Source organism: Microvirga makkahensis (assembly GCF_009830105.1).
Taxonomy (GTDB): domain Bacteria; phylum Pseudomonadota; class Alphaproteobacteria; order Rhizobiales; family Beijerinckiaceae; genus Microvirga; species Microvirga makkahensis.
Genome location: NZ_WURB01000007.1, coordinates 168230 through 184273 on the forward strand (window position 1 = coordinate 168230; position 16044 = coordinate 184273).

Consider the following 16044-nt stretch of genomic DNA (forward strand, 5'->3'; position numbering starts at 1 on the left):
AGCGCGGACCGTCTGCGATTATCACAGGCTAGTGAGGGGAACCGCCGATCCGGCGACAGGTTTCAGCGTAGCGGCAGAAAGGTTGCAGACTCAGCGCCAGCCCCGCGCTTGGTTTGCTCCTGAAGGACACGATGACCCATACCGGTTAAGGTGTTCCGAGACCAAGGGAACTCTTCAGACGTGCCCACCGACCTCAAGGCGGATCTTGCCGCCATCGACTGCATCCCAGCCGTGCCGACGATTCTGGAGATTGCCTGCCGCACCATCTGGATGGGCTTTGCGGCCGTGGCACGGGTGACCGAGGACCGCTGGATCGCCTGCGCGGTACGCGACGACATCCAGTTCGGCCTTCAGCCCGGCGGCGAACTCAAGGTCGAAGCCACAATCTGTCACGAGATCCGGCAGGCCGGGAAAGAGGTGGTGATCGACCATGTGGCCGAGGATGAAACCTATTGCCGCCATCACACTCCAGCGATGTACGGCTTCCAGAGCTACATCTTGATGCCGATGGTTCTCGCGGATGGGTCCTTCTGGGACACCCTCTGTGCCATCGATCCCCGCCCGGCGCAGCTGAACAATCCTGAGGACCATCGGCATGGTCAAGCGGTTCGCCGAACTGATCGGCTTTCACCTGAACGCCGTCGAACGTCTGACGGTCAGTGAAACGAGCCTTCTTGACGAGCGCAAGACCTCCGAGTTGCGGGAGCAGTTCATTGCGGTGCTAGGGCACGATCTGCGAAATCCCCTCACCTCGAATCGAGGCGGGAGCAAAGATGCTCCTGGAGGAACCGCTCAGCCCTAAGGGGATGACGGTTGTTGGACTCGTTCAGAGCAGCGTGGGACGTATGGCCGAGCTGATCGACAATGTGCTCGATTTCGCTCATGGCCGCCTCGGAGGTGGCCTGACCCTGGAGCGGAACGCACACGTATCACTGGGAAAGGTGCTTGAGCAGGTCGTCGACGAGTTGCGGGCGGCATGGCCCGAGCGGCGAATCGAAACGCAGTTGGCCGTCACCAAGACTGTAAACTGTGACCGGGCCCGCATGGCACAACTGCTCTCGAACCTGGTGGCCAATGCCCTCACCCATGGCGCGAGTGAAGAGCCTATCCTGGCAGGAGCCTCCACCCTGGACGGCAGCTTCGAGCTCTCGGTCCCCAACCAGGGTGAGCCGATCCCCCGATCCACCTTGGAGCGCCTGTTTCAGCCCTTCTTTCGTGTGGCGGCGCGCCCGAGCCAGCAAGGCCTCGGCTTGGGCCTCTACATTGCCCGTGGGATTGCCCGCGCTCACGGCGGTTCGCTCAATGTGTGCTCAGATCAGGAAGCGACCCATTTCACCTTCCTCATGCCGCTCGCCTGAGCCACCTGAGATTGTCGCGGCCTAGCCATGATCGGCGCAGTAGGAGAAGGTCGGCAATGCAATGCGTCAGGCCGCGAAATTCTCCGGTCTTGAAAAAGGTCTGAATACCGGGTGATCACTGCCCCCAAGCTTACGGCTCAGGAGTGCCAGACGCTGACGCAGCTCATATGGCTATAGCACTCACAGGTGACGCAGGTGGCTCGGGAGAAGGCCGAGCGGCAGGGCTGTCGCAGACCCTGGCACTCAAGCCCGCCGACACTACAATAATTCAGGTCCAATAACATCCAGACGAGACCGGTCGAATTCACACCGCATGATCTGCCGGCCTATTTGGCACAGATTATCCCGGAGGTAGCGACTTTGAAATGGGACTATGACATGAAGGAGATCATCGCCGATGGCATCGTGCATGTTGTCGGCGTGACAGCCGGGGTTGTCTCTGTCGCTGCACTGCTCGTTGTGGCGGCTCCCGCCGTCGGGGCGTGGGAGTTCACATCCCTTCTCATCTATGGCATCGGTCTTCTGGCGGTGCTGACCGTTTCGGCGCTCTATAACCTTTGGCCGGTCTCGCCCATCAAATGGATGCTGCGGCGGTTCGACCATTCGGCCATTTACCTCCTGATTGCTGGAACCTACACACCATTCATCACTCAGATGAAGGCAAGCGCCGAGTCCCTGGTGCTGCTAGTCGGTGTGTGGCTCACCTCCGTTGTCGGGATCGCACTCAAGCTCCGCTTCCCCGGCCGTTTCGACCGCCTTTCGATCCTGCTGTACCTGCTCCTGAGTTGGAGTGGCGTCATGGCTTACGAATCTGTATTCGGCACTCTTCCTACCTCCACGCTTTGGCTTCTTGCCGCCGGGGGCATTCTCTACACGACCGGCGTGGTATTTCATCTTTACGAGAGCCTGCGCTTTCAAAATGCAATCTGGCACAGCTTCGTCCTTGTCGCGGCCGGCTGCCACTATGGCGCCGTGCTTGACTGCCTGGTGCTTGCACGGGCCTGACGTGCCGCATCCCCGAGCGCGGGCCAATCTCCTCATGGGCTCCTACCAGGCACTGCGCAGCCCTGGGAAAGCGTACGTCTACTCTTATTGCTCGGTGAAGAAAGTGAGTACGACCTTGCCCTTCTCTCTGAGGAGGCACACGAGTCGGTTCGGCTTGTCGCCTTTCTCGTGTTGGAGTTAAGCTTCGCCCATGACCACCATCCGGATCGGCATATTCTCAGCCCGGGTGTCTGCCTTCGAAATCGCCAGCGACTCCGTATCGAAGGTCAGGGGCTCAAGAGACCGCGATCGCTCCTTGAGGGCCGCCAGGCCCGACGGGCGACACGCTTCGACCTCGGCAGGCACTTGAACATCAGAGGAAGTGCGCTCCGACTGGTATGCGATCACCGTGAGACCTTCGCGAGGGTCCCGAGGCATGAACAACCGGAAGGTCGGCAGGGCTTTGAGCGCTCCATGAGCAAGCTCGCAGCCATCCCGCCCACCCGGATCAATGTCCGTGAACAGGACATCGGTCACAGGGCAGCCCGCAGATCCGCCGATGCGCTGCGGCAAATCCGAAGGATCACGCCGCTTCTGCCCTGTCCGCAAACATTTCGATCAACGATCCCGCTCTCTACCTCAGCCTCGGAGGATCGTTTCCGGCGGCCGTGGAAGAGGGCACATCCCTTGAACCGACGAGACGGCGCAACCCGCCACACCAGGCTCCGCGGGCGGTAACGGTTCATTCTGATCAGAATGCCCACATCCGGCTGGATCGCTGCGCTGTGCCATCTATCGCGTCTGCGACGGCGTCCGGGGCCAAGTGATGAATCATGTGGCCGAGGCCCGGGAGAGCAATGAACGCGCTGTGCGGCAGCTCCCGATGCAGCCGTGCGGACTGGCGGTCCACGTCGGAGACCTTATCATCGGCGCCCGTGATAAGGGTGACGGGCACCGCCAAGTCTCGATAATGCTGCTCCAGATCCATCACAGAAGGCGTCATGAGTGCGGCATCCTCAGCCGACGCGCGAAGCTGCAAAGGCCGCAGCATCAGCGCCTTCGGGAACTCGCGCTCGAAGCGCTCCGGTACCGGGGCGGGTTGGAACATGTGTTTGATCATGCCAGGGAGAATTGCCCTCGCTACCAGCGGGGAGACAGTGTGGCGCATGATATCCCCGACCAGGGGAATGGCCGGCGGCGAGAGCAGGAACGTGTCCGCCCGCAGAGTCGGATAGTAGTATCCTGAACCAAGGACGAGGCCGCGCACAAGCGATGGAGCCTCGAGGGTGAGAGCCACGGCCACCAGAGTGCCCCAGGAGTGCCCATACACCAGGGCCCTCTCGACCCGCAGTTGCGTCAAGGCATTCCGGAACAGCCGGGCATGAGCCCGTGGGGTCCAAAGGTGACGCGGCCTCGCACTGTAGCCATAGCCAGGACGGTCGATGACGATCACGCGGTAGCGGTCCGCCAGCCGGTCCACGAGGCCGCTGACGGTGAAGTCCTGGATCATGGTGCCGTTGCCGTGGATCAGCACCAGGGACTCGCCTTGGCCTCGCTCCATGTAGTGCAGACGCACGCCATCCACGTCGAGGAAGCGGCCGACAGGCGGATACCGGCGCTCTGCCTCCTGGGCTTGCTTGCGGTTATATAGAGCCGCGGCAGCGAGGCCCGCGGCCGTGCCGGCAACAGCGGGCACGAGCCATTGACGCGCCCCGGAGCGGTCAGGTCTGTCAGTTTCCCAAGGCTGAATAGAATTTTGGTCGTGATCCACCCTGTCAGGATGACCCGGCTTGACGCTGCCGGTTCCCACGACTCCGCCTCCGGGGAGTGACTTCAAGGTGGCCTCGCTTGCCGGGTCGCGCATGCAGCTTCTCCGTTCAGATCCCAAAGCGGACAACGCCGGAGATCCCAGCGGGTTGCTGCATCGCACAAGGCCGATTGCCGCTGTCAGGCGGCGCTTGGTCATGCTGAGGAGCCCCATCCGCAGCGATTTTTCCCTGACGAGACCGGAGAGCTGAAGGCTTTACATGAAATTTCGACTTCAGGACCGGACCGAGAGCATCAGACCTGAGCCTGGACGCACTTTGGGGATCCAATCCGATGCGCCACTCTTTGAAGAGCGCATCGTGCGAAAAACCGGATCCGCTTTTCACTGACGCGGCCCTCTGGGCCCGCAGCATGCGGCTAGCAGGAATGGTCGTGCTCGAGTTCTTCAGCCGTGTGCCCTGTACGGGATCATCAGCTTGATCGGGGCTTTCTGTCCGCGAGAGATCGAACGCCGCAAGCCGGGGCGCACTGCGAACTCCGCCCTGGAACTCGAACTGTTTCTCCTTATGTCGGCCGGCAAATATTCAATCGAGCTAATTCTCCATGAACTCACAACTCTTCTGGGACAGACCAAGGATCCTTTGCCTCATCAGCTCGGCGCAGATACCGCCTCAGATGATCCTGGACGCCCAGGCTGATGACCAGCCATGACCAAGTCAAGCGCAGGCTCTCGGCGAAAAGGGAAAAGGATTGCTGGGCATGCTGCGCTCCGCGGCAGACGGCGGGAGCGCAGGATATCTCTCAGCCGCTGGCATCTAGGACCACAGACCAGCAGCAAAATACCCATCCGTGACAACGACACCCTGGCCTACCGTCCTATGTGGAGCGGGACTGGCTTCAGATCATTCCCCAGCGGGGTTTTGGTCCGGTGACGGAATATCGCGATCGCCATAGCCGCGCCGCCCGTCGAGCTTTACCTTCGGCGGTGCGGGGCGATCTTCAAGCAGCTTCACAGCTTTCCAGACCGAGCTCATGATTCTCCTGGCTAGGCTGTTATGGCTTCTGCTCATGAGTGACTCGCTTCCTGAGGCTATAGTCGCCTGACAGCACCGGCATTGTCCCGCCTGGCGGATTGCCCTGGAGTCAAAGACGTCCGAGTGAGCAAGCCGCACCACCCTCATCATCCCACTCCTCGAGATCGTCACGCTTGCTTGAGTGCTTCAGCACTTCGCCCATGAAGAATGGATATGCCAGACAGCAGGCATTTTGATGTCAGCGGAGTGAATCGCCGCTTTCTCTCGGACCGCGCTGCCGAGTCGCTTCTGCTTGGAAGTAAGTGTCTAGTATCAGCACCCGGTGCAGATACCCTTTGAGATCTCTCTCATCTTGCGATCCCGGGTGCGCTCCACGATTTCGGCCTTCTGCCGCACCTTGGCCGCAAGTGCCGCAGCCTCATCGGCCGAATACGATTGCAGTAGCGAGGCTTTCGGACTCGGCGCATCAGGTGCGATTTTGCCCTGGGCGGCGGCCGCCGACGTCAGCGCCAATACGGCAATCAGGGCCGCAACTGTCGTAACCCGCATGGGAGAACTCCTCAGGGAGCGTATCGACGGCTCCAAGCCCCAGATAAAGTACATATAGGGGCGCCACCTGTGATCTTAAGCCCTCCGGACGTCGGTTTGAGGCAACTTTGGGAGCCCTCCTCAATTAGCCACTATCGTGGCCGAGAGTTCACCCCGAGCTCGGATCAGAGAAAGGCCGTCCATGCTCGTCTGTGCACCTCTCCTTGTCGCCACACTCTACCTAACCGGCGCGGCTCACGCCCAGAGCACGCCGCCCGCATCCGGTGCGCCTCAGTTCATCACGATTGGCAACAATGCCATCCTGAGTTCACGGCTGATCGGGTTGAACGTTCAAACCGGCAGTGGCGAGGGCATGGGCAAGATCGAAGACATCGTATTCGAGGGCGGCGAGATCATGGGGATCGTCTTGTCGGTCGGGGATGTCCTGGGGAGCGGCCCACGTTACGTGGCCGTGGATCCATCCGCGGTCTCGATTCGCTACGTGGAAACTGATCATAAGTGGCAGGCGGTCATGAACGGCAATCGGGCACAGCTCCGGAATTCCGCTACGAAGGCAAGTGGAAGCGATCATCTTTCCCAGCGTGCCTCTTGGCCTACAGATTCATTCAGAAGGGCAGGATTCGTACAATGTTCATCATCGAGTTCTTTCGGGTTCGCAAAACAGACGGTGCACATGCCATCCTGGATCGCGTGGAACATGACACGTTCGAGCTGGACGATGCCAAGGTCAGGGCACAATCGCTCTTTGACACATTGAACATGCCGCAAAAGCCCGATGCCCTACGGATCATGGATCACAAGGGCGAGGAGGTTTTTCTCTGGAGCCCGGAGCACCACACGAGATGAAGGAGCTCCCACGTATGTCGGCGTACTAGCAGCTACCGGGACTTGAAGGCGAAACGCCCTCATCAAATACCTGCACAGCTCGAAAGCGTTCTATCGGAGGACAGAGATGGACAAAGTCCACTATGAAGTCGTGGAGCACGATGGCGGGTGGGCCTACAGGGTCGGAGACGTGTTCTCAGAACGCTATGCCAGCCGCGATGAAGCCCGCCGGGCTGCCGAACGGGCTGCCGGCGAACAGAGACGGCCCGGCGAAACTGAAGACATCGAGTACCAAGATGAGGCGGGCAACTGGCACGAGGAAGTCTCTCAGGGGAAAGACCGGCCCGAGCCGGAGCCTGGAGGCGGGCAGCGGCTCCAGGCTCCGGCCCCGATGGGTGAGCACCACGGGCCCGTCGTTGCCGAGGCCGACGGAGCGCATAAGGGTGGCGAACCGGCCGGTCAGGGTGCTCACCTCATTGATTGCGGCGCCACGCTCGGTCTACATGCCCCGCGCCTTCTTGCAGTCGAGCTGAACCGCCCCGTTGATGTGCGTGCCGTCGACGAAACTGCTGACCTCGACCTGTAGCGCCAGCGAGAAGGGCCGGGCGGAACCACCAACGACATGACCATCTTCGACACGGCTTGGCCTGCTCGCTCGCGGCCGGAGCGCTGTTGCAGGCCTTCGGCTCGCAGGTGATCAACATGCTGCTGCCATGGCTTGCCCTTGCGGCTCTCGACCGCTGATCATCTGCGGCCGCCGCCCAACGCACGGGATGACCTCGCTTGATGCCGATCATGCATAGACGCTCTGCATGGGAGCCGTCCACGAGAGCTGCATCCATCGGGCTGGCGACCCCTCACGGTGCACATTGCTTCGTCACCCTCCCCTTACCGGCTTGAGCGGGGTTCAGCCTGTCCCCTGCCCCCGCGCAGAGGACACCCGGTAAACGGCCAATCCAAGAGCCCCAAGAGTGGCCACAGGCATGACCCAGAAATCCGGTGGAGCCATGGTCCAAAGGGTTGCTCCGCTGATCGCACACCAGATCAGCGGAATGATCATGAGGCTCGATCTCGGCCGCTTGTCCACGGTGAGCAGGACGCCGAGCGTGGCAAGTGCGGTGGGATCAGGCGTGACGCCAAAGATCTCGGCCTGCGTCCAGCTGCGACCAACAAGCGGACCAATCAACGGATGCACCACCAGCGCGAACAGAACCAGCCCCATTCCGGTCCGGCCGGTCCAATGGCTGTCCGGCTGGAATGCGAGCCGGTCTCGAACGACGCCTGCCCAGGTCAGCAGCAGCGCCTCAACGACGAAGGCGACGGCGAAATACCGCGCCGCCCAGTTGATCGTGTCGAAATGCTCCACAAGGTAGGCCCATGCTGTCCAAAGCCAGCCGGCCGCAAGGATCGTCGCGACCACCGCACCTTGCCAGGCGCCAGGCCGATGCAGCCGCCACAGGACAACGAGACCGGACAGAAGCGCCAGGATTTGCGCTGGCCAGATCGCCCGGTTGTAGAGCTCGAAGAGACGATAATAGGTGCGGGCCGAGAACAGCAGGAAATCCGATGGAGTGTAGGACAGCCAGTCCCCCATCAGAGGCCCTCGACATAGGCGGTCATGCGGGCCCGCATCGTTGGATCCGGCAATGGTCCGGCGGCGGCCGCCACGTTCTCGCGCACGTGATCCACCCGCGTCGTCGCCGGAATGGCACAGGTCACGGCTGGGTGAGACAGGATGAACTTCAGGATGAACTGCGCCCAGCTTCTCGCGCCGATCTCGGGTGCCCAAGGCGGGAGCGGGTGGCGCTCCAAGCGATCGATCAGCGCACCCTGCCGGAACGGCCGGTTGACGATGACCCCGATTCCTCGCTCGGCCGCCAGGGGCAGGATACGATCTTCCACCTCTCGATCGAGAATGTTGTAGGTGACCTGAATGAAGTCGAGCGGGTGCTGGCGCATCACGCGCTCGAACTCGCGGTGCCGGCGACCCTCCGAGGTGGTGATCCCGACATAGCGCACCTCACCGGCCGCCTTCATGGCCAGGAGGGTCCCGAGATGCACCTCCCAGGACAGCAGATTGTGGACCTGCAGCAAGTCGAAGCGTGGAACCCTCCAGCGACGGCGAGACTCCTCAATCTGGCTTGGACCGTCCGAGCCTGACGAGGTCCAGACCTTGTCGGCCGAGAACAGGCGAGGATGACGACCGAGCTTTTGCAGGCCATAGCCGATCACCTCCTGCGACGAACCGTACATGGGTGAGGAGTCGATCAGGCGCCCGCCGGCCTCGAAGAACGCCCGCATGACCTCGGCAGAGCTATCCCGCGCTTCGATGTCGCGACCGACATTGAACGTGATCCAGGTGCCGAGCCCGACCAGGGGCAGCGCCTCTCCGGTCGAGGGTATTGGCCTGGTGAGACCCGGACCCGGCTGTGCGTCGCCTGCCAGGGACCACATCATCGCGGCACTGGTCGCCGCTAAAGAAAAGAGAACATTGCGGCGGCTGAGGGGCTGTGACTGCTTCATCGAAAGTTCCCCCGATTGGTTGCCTGTGGTTGCCGCATCAGTCTCCCTCGCGCCTTGGACGTTTTGCCAAGCCCTGTCACGGACCGGCCGCTGAACTTGCTCTGCGCCGCTCGGCAACCAGTCCGAACGAGGCGAGTGCGAACAACGCACAGACCACCATGATCGTGATCAGCGGCCAGACGGTGGCGCCAAGGGTAGCACCCACAACGGGAGCGACAAGCGCACCAAACCCAATCTGGAGGCTGCCCGACAGGCCAGCCGCCGCGCCTGCCACCTCCGGCTTCACGCTGACCGCGCCGGCGATGCCGCTCGGCAGAACCAGTCCATTCCCCAGACCAATGAAGAACATCGGCGCGAACAGAGCCACCGGGTGCAGGAATCCCAGGGCGAATGTGACTGCCATACTGGCGACACTGGCCAGGGTCACGAGCGTACCGGCCAAGATCATCCGGTTCGGTCCGATCCTGCCCGCGAAGCGGCCCGAGGCAAAATTACCCAGGATGTAACCGCTCGGCACGATGGCGAAGTAAAAGCCGTACTCTGCCGGGCTGCGGCCCATCAATTCGATCATCACGTAGGGCGCGCCTGCCACAAAGGCAAAGAACACGGCCGAAACGAAGCTGGCGGACAGCGTGTAGCCCCAGAACAGACGCGAGCCGAACAGGGTCAGGTAGCTGTGCATGAGGTGCCGGACGGAGCCCGCCGCATCACGATTGTGGTTGGTCTCGCGCAGCTGCCAGTAGGCGACGACCAGAATCAGGCTGCCAAAGACCATCAGGAAAACGAATGACGCGCGCCATCCGTAAAGCGTCTCGAGCACACCGCCGATGGTCGGCGCAATCATGGGCGCAACCGCCATGCCCATGGTCACATAGCCGATCATGCTGGCCACCTGATTGCGCCCGTAAAGGTCCCGGACGATGGCACGGCTCAGGGTGATCCCGGCACAGCCGCCGATGGCCTGCACGATACGGCCGATGATCAGCATCCCGACATTCTGCGCGGTCAGGCAGACGAACGAGCCGAACACGAAGACAAGAAGCCCGGCCAGGAGCATGGGCCGTCGGCCGAAGCGGTCAGAAAGCGGGCCGATAATCAACTGCCCGATCGCCATGGCCGCGAGATAGAGGGAAAGGGTCAGCTGAATGGTCGCGAAGTCGACCCCGAAGGCCCGCGCCATGCCCGGCATGGAGGGCAGGTACATATTGATACCGAGCGGGCTCACGGCCGAGGCGGCGATAAGCAACGCGATGAAGGAGGGTTTGGCGGCAGGCTGGCGCGCTGCGGCGCTGGTGTGGGTCATGGTATCCGTATTGTCTAAGGCGACGGTGGCGAACGGGACGGAGCGCGAAGCCGTCTTGAGGCCTCTCTCTGTAGCACAAGCTCTGACACAAGTGTGAAACGGGGGTGCGAACTGGAGCAGCGTCTGTAACAATTCCCCGCTACGGCGCCGTCACGTTGTCGGAGAAGGATATATCGATCCTGGCTTGAGGCTGGTTCAGGCGACAGTCACAGTGCCGGGCGCCTCGGCCCGGCTCCGAATGGCCCGAGCGCGGACACGGCGATGATCAGCGGCATTGGAGTTTGCAAGACAGCGGAAGTGGCTTGCGATTTGGCCATGAACCGAGAGGCAGCGTTGCGCTTGACCGGCCGATTTGAAGCACTTCATGGTGCGCTCTCGTCGTCGGGTGGGCTGATAGCTGTTCCCTACACGGCTGTTCAGTTCCCGGGGTTCTGTCGATGGCCCCACCGATCACGCGGGTACAAGCCGCCGGCACCGGCGTTATTCGTGCCCGCCATGTCCGCGCGGAGGGCTCCGCAACCCCAACCAGCACCGCCACCTGCGCCAGGGCTCGGGCCACCACCTAGGCCCAGGCGGCTGCCCGCACCAGGTTGGGATTGGAGACGACCACCCGTGCCTGAAGGGGCGGCCAGATAAGAGCACGAGCTCCCAGCTCACAGGCACTTTCGGCCTGGCCACCTTCCGTGCTCCAGGCATCCCTATCCCGGTCTGTTGATGGCAGCCGATCCTTCAGCTGCTGACAGGTGGGCGAGGGTGTCGTGCCTATTCATGCCCCACAATAGTCCGATTGAGCAGGATCACAGGGCCACTAAGCAACGGATATGGCAATGCTCGGACTCAAGTCTAATCCCAACGCTCTCACGATTCTTGGTCAATTCGAGATGGTGCACATGATGCGCAAGCAGCAGGAGAACCACGCCCGCAATCGGCAACTATCGCTCAGCGAGCGTTTTCAACTGCTTGCCGCATGAGCCGATACGAACTGCTCTGGGATCTTTCTGTCCGAAGTCGGAAATTTCAACGAAGCCCATCCGAGCTCCCCAGCGAGCGGACGGTTTACGGAAGATGAATTCTACTCCCCTTCCGTAAGCCTCTCATCGGCGGGACATAACAAGCGGTCCGCCCTGCGGTCACAAGGAAGCCACATCCCTGTTCAGCAGCTCCTGAGCCGTTTCATCGAGCGTGAGCTTGAAGCGTCTCACCATGTCGTGAATCTGCTCCTCATTGATGATCAGAGGAGGGCAGAATGCGATGACGTCCCCGATGGCGCGGATGATCAATCCGTTTTCATGGGCACGCGCGAAAACCTGTGCCCCAATTTTTCCGACGGGGTCGAACTTCGCCTTCGTTTCCTTGTCAGCAACCAACTCCACGCCTGCAATCAGCCCAATGCCGCGAACTTCGCCCACCAGCGGGTGATCCGCCAACTTGCGGAGCTCGGCCTGCATCACCTCGCCCATGCGCCGTGCATTCTCGACCAGGTTCTTCTCTTCGATGATATCGAGGTTCTCGAGCGCAACCGCCGCAGGAACTGGGTGGCCGGATGTTGTGAAGCCATGGCCGAACGTGCCGATCTTGGCGGAGTTGTCGGCAATGCCGTCATAGAGCTCCTGGCTGATCATCACAGCCGCCAGAGGCTGATAGGAAGACGTGATCTGCTTCGACAGCACCAAAATGTCGGGATCGATTCCATAATAGTCGCAGGCGAACATCGTCCCGAGGCGACCGAAGCCGTTGATCACTTCGTCAGCAACGATCAGAACGTCGTACTTGCGGCAGACGGCCTGGATCTTGTTCCAATAGGTCGCAGGAGGTGGCAGGACACCGCCCGCACCCATCAGCGGCTCACCGATGAATGCAGCTACCGTCTCAGGGCCCTCTTCCAGAATGACAGCTTCGAGCTCGGCGGCAAGACGGTCGGCAAAGGCTTCCTCGCTCTCTCCCGGTTCCGCGAAACGGTAGTGATGCGGGCAGGTGACGTGTCGCACGGGGACGAAGGGCAGATCGAAATCCCGTTGGTTGGCAGGAAGACCCGTCAGGCTGCCTGAGGCGAGAGTGATCCCATGATACGCGTTGGTGCGGGCGATGAACTTCTTCTTCTGTCGCAGTCCCCGCGCATTGTTGTAGTACCACACCATCTTGATCACACTGTCATTCGCCTCGGATCCCGAGTTCGCGAAGAAGGCGCGTTTGAGACGATCCGGCGCCATCTTCACCAGACGCTCGGCCAGCAGAACCGAAGGCTCGTTCGTCTTGTGGGAGAAGGTATGATAGTAGGGCAGCTTCGCCATCTGCCGCGTGGCAGCCTCAACCAGGCGCTTCTCTCCGAAGCCCACAGCCACACTCCATAGGCCGGCCAATGCCTCGATATAGCGGTTTCCCTGATCGTCGTAGACGTAGATCCCTTCGCCCCGATCGATCACGATAGGCCCGATCTCCTCGTGCTTCCTGGCATTGGTGACGGGATGAAGCACGTATTCTACATCACGTGCCTGAATTGAATTGGGGAGTCCGCGCATGATCCTTTGTCCTTTCGTTCTGTTGGGTCGCGTTGGCCGGAGATGTACACCGAGTCCTTAGCTGGGTCCCTCGGCTATATCGGTGGCGCCTGATCAAAGCTCTTCATGGGACAGCCTTAAGGGCGCTCCGCTCCTGACGCCATCGCAACAGAGCGGCGAGCCCTCCAAGACAGAGCGTTCCGATAATAAGCAGCAGGGCAGCCGCAACAACGGTTGGGCTGATATTCTCTCGAATGCTCGAGAACATTTGTCGCGCCAGCGTCCTCTGATTGGGACCGGCCACGAAGAGTGTGATGACCACTTCGTCCAGAGATGTCGCGAACGCGAAGACGGCGCCGGAGATCACGCCCGGGAGCGCCAGCGGGAACGTAACTCTGCGGAACACCATTACCGGCGAGGCTCCAAGACTGCTGGCGGCTTTCTCGACTGACGGATCGATTCCCTGCAGGGATGCGGACACGCTCACGATCACGAAGGGAACGCAGAGGACCGCGTGCGCAACGATGACGCCCGGATAGGTGCTGGCAAGACCAAGATTGACGAAGAGCATTTGCATGCCCACGCCCAACACCACGGCGGGTACGACCATGGGGAGAAGGAACATCGTCCTCAGCAGATTCGCGAACGGCAGAGCCTTTGACCGCATGCCCAAGGAAGCCAATGTTCCCAGAATCGTGGAGAGCAGTGTCGCCCCCAGGCCGATGATGAGGCTGTTCATGATCGACAGGCGCCAGGCGTCCGCTGTCGCCAACTCCACAAACCACCGGAGGGAATAATCTTCGATGGGATATGTGAGAAAGACGCTGGATGTGAAGGCCAGGGGCAGGATCGCGACGATCGGCATGAGCAGAAAGATCACGACCGAGACGCCGAACAAGATTTGAGCCGTCCGAAACACTGCCTCACGCCCCCAGCAATTGAGGAGACTTCGAGAGCCGCCCGTAGATGAAGTAGAGGATCATCGTCACCAGGAGAAGGATCACCCCGAGCGCTCCGGCGAGCCCCCAGTTGGCTGTTCCCATGGCGTAGAACGCAATGACGGAACTGATCATCTGGTCGTTGGCCCCGCCCACGAGAGCCGGCGTGATGTAGTAGCCGATGGCGACCATGAAGACCAGGAGTGAGCCTGACAGCAGGCCAGGAAGGCTGAGCGGAAGCAGCACACGCCAGAAGGCCCGCAGGGGCCCCGCCCCCATCGATGCCGCCGCCTGCATCAGGTTTCGCGGAACGGAGAGCAACACGCTGTAGATCGGCAGCACCATGAACGGCAGAAGCACATGCGTCATGGCGATCACGACGCCGACCCGGTTGAAGATCAGCGGCAAGGGGCTGTCGATGAGGCCCATGGCCTGCAAGGCTCGATTGATCAGCCCCTCGTTCTGCAGGAGAACGAACCAGGCGGTTGTACGCACCAGCAGCGATGTCCATAGCGGAACCAGGACTGCCAGAAGGAGCGCCGTGCGCTTCCAGCCGGTCACGGCTGCTGCCAGCATTGCATAGGGCAATCCGATCGCTGCGCTTGCGAGCGTCACGATCGCCGCTACCAGGAACGTGCGGAACATGATCAACCGGTTGGCCGATGCACCGGGATCCTCGCTGACGATGGCCCCGCCCGCATCTCGCTTCATATCGACAGCGGCAAGAAGATTGCGGTCCGTATAGGGAGGAACCGCATCCCTGAGCGCCAGCCAGAAGCGGGGCTCCTTCCAGCGTCGATCAAGATCCCCCAGATCGACGGCTACCGCATCTGTTCCGTCTCGAACAGCGTTCGTCGTGCGGGTCAGCAGGGTTCGAAAACCCGATACGGCGCTGTTGAGCCGCCGAACCGTCTCCCCCAGTGCCTGCTGGTCGTCAGCCTGCCTGAGGTCCTCGACCAACGCCTGCTGGACCTGCGTCGGAGGAAGTCCTTGCCCATCCCAGGACACGATGGCCGCAGCCGTGCGCGGCAGGACGCGGCTGACCGTGTCGTCGACGACGGAAGCCCTCACCATTGTCCAGAGAGGCCATAGGAAGAATACCGCAAGAAAGGCCAGTAGCGGCACGATCAGCAGCAATGCGCCCATTCGCTCGCGTGCGGGTGCCCTGCTCATGGCGCGAGCACCGTGCAATCGCGGGGATCGAACGATACGACCACGGGAGTTCCAACAGTCCAGTTGCCCGCAAGGCGCTCGCACCGCGCCGTGAAAGTGAAGTTGCCCTTCGCCAACTGCACCCGCATGTGATCGCCATGATAAATGCAGTCGGTGATCGTCATGTCGAGCGCATTGTCCCCGGCAGGGTCCGCTCCAAGCCTCATCCGCTCCGGGCGCAATGAAAACAGGGCCTTCTGCCCCGCCTGCAGTTCAGGACCGCTTCGCACCTTGGCGGCGAGATCTGCGCCTAATACAATGGTCGCGTGTCCGTTCTGGACGTTCACGACATCGGCTTCGATCAGATTGGTCTCGCCGATGAACTGGGCGACGAAACGCGTGCGGGGTGTATCGTAAATCGCGTGAGGGCTGTCGATCTGCTCGACCTTGCCCGCATTGAACACGGCGATCCGGTCGGACATGGTCAGGGCCTCGGACTGATCGTGGGTCACGAATACGATCGTCAGCCCCAGCCGCTTATGGAGTTCACGGATTTCCAGCTGCATGTGCTCCCGCAATTGCTTGTCGAGAGCTCCGAGGGGCTCGTCCATCAGGATCACCCTGGGCTCGAACACAAGGGCCCTCGTCAGCGCGACACGCTGCTGCTGCCCGCCCGACAGCTGAGAGGGCCTGCGGTTCTTCAGATGACCTAGGCGCACCATGTCGAGGGCACGCTCGACCTTCCGGGCGATCTCGTGCCGGGGCAATCTCTTCATCTCCAGAGGAAAAGCGACGTTTTCCGCCACGGTCATATGAGGGAAAAGGGCGTAGTTCTGAAACACCACGCCCATTTCGCGCCGGTGGGGCGGCAGCTGGTCGATGCGCATGCCGTCGAGCGTGATCGTCCCCCGGGTCGGCCGCTCGAAGCCTGCGAGCATCATCAGGATCGTCGTCTTGCCCGAGCCGGAGGGACCGAGAAGGCTGAGGAACTCGCCTTTATGAATGGTCAGATCGAGGGAGTCGATCACGGCAAGCGAGCCGAAGCTCTTTGAAACGGACTCGAACTGAATGAACGGCTGCATATTTCTCTGCTGTCTCCGGCTCCGGCTGTTC

At 61.4% G+C, this 16044-nt stretch carries 16 protein-coding genes and 2 pseudogenes; 7 read left to right on the top strand and 11 right to left on the bottom strand.

Going from position 1 to position 16044, the window contains the following annotated elements; genetic code table 11:
* Window positions 1-180: 180 nt before the first annotated feature.
* From GR328_RS28230 to trhA, 3 genes are all read left to right on the top strand, one after another.
* Window positions 181-663, top strand: coding sequence for a GAF domain-containing protein (locus tag GR328_RS28230; RefSeq protein WP_343039368.1), 483 nt, complete (start codon window positions 181-183; stop codon window positions 661-663).
* Between the two features lie 110 nt (window positions 664-773).
* The gene (locus tag GR328_RS28235; RefSeq protein WP_160884782.1) at window positions 774-1358 is read left to right on the top strand and encodes an ATP-binding protein; all 585 of its coding nucleotides are present in this window, start codon (window positions 774-776) and stop codon (window positions 1356-1358) included.
* A gap of 378 nt (window positions 1359-1736) precedes the next feature.
* The gene (gene trhA / locus GR328_RS12100) at window positions 1737-2363 is read left to right on the top strand and encodes a PAQR family membrane homeostasis protein TrhA (RefSeq protein ID WP_160884783.1); all 627 of its coding nucleotides are present in this window, start codon (window positions 1737-1739) and stop codon (window positions 2361-2363) included.
* A gap of 177 nt (window positions 2364-2540) precedes the next feature.
* On the opposite strand, the gene GR328_RS12105 is transcribed toward trhA, so the two are convergent.
* From GR328_RS12105 to GR328_RS12115, 4 genes are all read right to left on the bottom strand, one after another.
* Window positions 2541-2879 (bottom strand): hypothetical protein, encoded by a 339-nt coding sequence (locus tag GR328_RS12105; RefSeq protein ID WP_246215832.1) that lies wholly within the window; start codon window positions 2877-2879, stop codon window positions 2541-2543.
* Window positions 2880-3093: 214 nt separating this feature from the next.
* Window positions 3094-4206: an alpha/beta fold hydrolase gene (locus tag GR328_RS12110; RefSeq protein WP_160884784.1), complete on the bottom strand. Its 1113-nt coding sequence runs from the start codon at window positions 4204-4206 to the stop codon at window positions 3094-3096.
* Between the two features lie 805 nt (window positions 4207-5011).
* Window positions 5012-5143: a hypothetical protein gene (locus GR328_RS28005; RefSeq protein ID WP_281351948.1), complete on the bottom strand. Its 132-nt coding sequence runs from the start codon at window positions 5141-5143 to the stop codon at window positions 5012-5014.
* 312 nt (window positions 5144-5455) lie between these two features.
* Window positions 5456-5692, bottom strand: coding sequence for a hypothetical protein (locus tag GR328_RS12115; RefSeq protein WP_160884785.1), 237 nt, complete (start codon window positions 5690-5692; stop codon window positions 5456-5458).
* A 352-nt stretch (window positions 5693-6044) separates the two neighbouring features.
* On the opposite strand from GR328_RS12115, the pseudogene GR328_RS28550 reads away from it, so the two are divergent.
* The 3 genes and pseudogenes from GR328_RS28550 to GR328_RS12125 all read left to right on the top strand — a co-directional run.
* A pseudogene (locus GR328_RS28550) lies at window positions 6045-6095 on the top strand (hypothetical protein); the annotation flags it as partial.
* A 224-nt stretch (window positions 6096-6319) separates the two neighbouring features.
* Complete coding sequence (locus GR328_RS27320; protein ID WP_246215833.1) at window positions 6320-6538, top strand: hypothetical protein; 219 nt, start codon at window positions 6320-6322, stop codon at window positions 6536-6538.
* Between the two features lie 106 nt (window positions 6539-6644).
* A pseudogene (locus GR328_RS12125) lies at window positions 6645-6863 on the top strand (DUF2188 domain-containing protein); the annotation flags it as partial.
* Between the two features lie 561 nt (window positions 6864-7424).
* On the opposite strand, the gene GR328_RS12130 reads toward GR328_RS12125, so the two are convergent.
* The 3 genes from GR328_RS12130 to GR328_RS12140 form a co-directional block, all read right to left on the bottom strand.
* Entirely contained in the window at window positions 7425-8111 is a 687-nt protein-coding gene (locus GR328_RS12130) for a DUF6064 family protein (protein ID WP_160884787.1), read from the bottom strand.
* Entirely contained in the window at window positions 8111-8974 is an 864-nt protein-coding gene (locus GR328_RS12135; protein ID WP_160884872.1) for an aldo/keto reductase, read from the bottom strand. Before GR328_RS12135 ends, GR328_RS12130 begins: the two co-directional genes overlap by 1 nt.
* A 142-nt stretch (window positions 8975-9116) precedes the next feature.
* Window positions 9117-10343: a multidrug effflux MFS transporter gene (locus GR328_RS12140; RefSeq protein ID WP_160884788.1), complete on the bottom strand. Its 1227-nt coding sequence runs from the start codon at window positions 10341-10343 to the stop codon at window positions 9117-9119.
* Window positions 10344-11170: 827 nt separating this feature from the next.
* Between GR328_RS12140 and GR328_RS12145 the strand changes: the two genes are divergently transcribed.
* On the top strand, window positions 11171-11314 hold the full coding sequence (locus GR328_RS12145; RefSeq protein WP_160884789.1) for a hypothetical protein: 144 nt from the start codon (window positions 11171-11173) through the stop codon (window positions 11312-11314).
* Between the two features lie 159 nt (window positions 11315-11473).
* On the opposite strand, the gene GR328_RS12150 is transcribed toward GR328_RS12145, so the two are convergent.
* The 4 genes from GR328_RS12150 to GR328_RS12165 form a co-directional block, all read right to left on the bottom strand.
* Complete coding sequence (locus GR328_RS12150) at window positions 11474-12862, bottom strand: aspartate aminotransferase family protein (protein WP_160884790.1); 1389 nt, start codon at window positions 12860-12862, stop codon at window positions 11474-11476.
* 103 nt (window positions 12863-12965) lie between these two features.
* Window positions 12966-13706 (bottom strand): ABC transporter permease, encoded by a 741-nt coding sequence (locus GR328_RS12155; RefSeq protein ID WP_160884873.1) that lies wholly within the window; start codon window positions 13704-13706, stop codon window positions 12966-12968.
* A gap of 58 nt (window positions 13707-13764) precedes the next feature.
* Window positions 13765-14952: an ABC transporter permease gene (locus GR328_RS12160; RefSeq protein WP_160884791.1), complete on the bottom strand. Its 1188-nt coding sequence runs from the start codon at window positions 14950-14952 to the stop codon at window positions 13765-13767.
* Window positions 14949-16013 carry an ABC transporter ATP-binding protein gene (locus GR328_RS12165; protein WP_160884792.1) on the bottom strand — a complete coding sequence of 355 codons (1065 nt, stop codon included), beginning with the start codon at window positions 16011-16013 and terminating at the stop codon, window positions 14949-14951. Before GR328_RS12165 ends, GR328_RS12160 begins: the two co-directional genes overlap by 4 nt.
* Window positions 16014-16044: the final 31 nt, after the last annotated feature.

Excerpts from the sequence above, each read along its gene's own strand:
- trhA (WP_160884783.1), top strand. The coding sequence starts at position 1,737 with ATGAAGGAGATCATCGCCGATGGCATCGTGCATGTTGTCGGCGTGACA.
- GR328_RS28005 (WP_281351948.1), bottom strand. The coding sequence starts at position 5,143 with ATGAGCTCGGTCTGGAAAGCTGTGAAGCTGCTTGAAGATCGCCCCGCA.
- GR328_RS12140 (WP_160884788.1), bottom strand. The coding sequence starts at position 10,343 with ATGACCCACACCAGCGCCGCAGCGCGCCAGCCTGCCGCCAAACCCTCC.
- GR328_RS12155 (WP_160884873.1), bottom strand. The coding sequence starts at position 13,706 with ATGCCGATCGTCGCGATCCTGCCCCTGGCCTTCACATCCAGCGTCTTT.
- GR328_RS28235 (WP_160884782.1), top strand. The coding sequence starts at position 774 with ATGCTCCTGGAGGAACCGCTCAGCCCTAAGGGGATGACGGTTGTTGGA.
- GR328_RS12135 (WP_160884872.1), bottom strand. The coding sequence starts at position 8,974 with ATGATGTGGTCCCTGGCAGGCGACGCACAGCCGGGTCCGGGTCTCACC.
- GR328_RS12145 (WP_160884789.1), top strand. The coding sequence starts at position 11,171 with ATGCTCGGACTCAAGTCTAATCCCAACGCTCTCACGATTCTTGGTCAA.
- GR328_RS12165 (WP_160884792.1), bottom strand. The coding sequence starts at position 16,013 with ATGCAGCCGTTCATTCAGTTCGAGTCCGTTTCAAAGAGCTTCGGCTCG.
- GR328_RS12115 (WP_160884785.1), bottom strand. The coding sequence starts at position 5,692 with ATGCGGGTTACGACAGTTGCGGCCCTGATTGCCGTATTGGCGCTGACG.
- GR328_RS12160 (WP_160884791.1), bottom strand. The coding sequence starts at position 14,952 with ATGAGCAGGGCACCCGCACGCGAGCGAATGGGCGCATTGCTGCTGATC.
- GR328_RS12110 (WP_160884784.1), bottom strand. The coding sequence starts at position 4,206 with ATGCGCGACCCGGCAAGCGAGGCCACCTTGAAGTCACTCCCCGGAGGC.
- GR328_RS27320 (WP_246215833.1), top strand. The coding sequence starts at position 6,320 with ATGTTCATCATCGAGTTCTTTCGGGTTCGCAAAACAGACGGTGCACAT.
- GR328_RS12130 (WP_160884787.1), bottom strand. The coding sequence starts at position 8,111 with ATGGGGGACTGGCTGTCCTACACTCCATCGGATTTCCTGCTGTTCTCG.
- GR328_RS12150 (WP_160884790.1), bottom strand. The coding sequence starts at position 12,862 with ATGCGCGGACTCCCCAATTCAATTCAGGCACGTGATGTAGAATACGTG.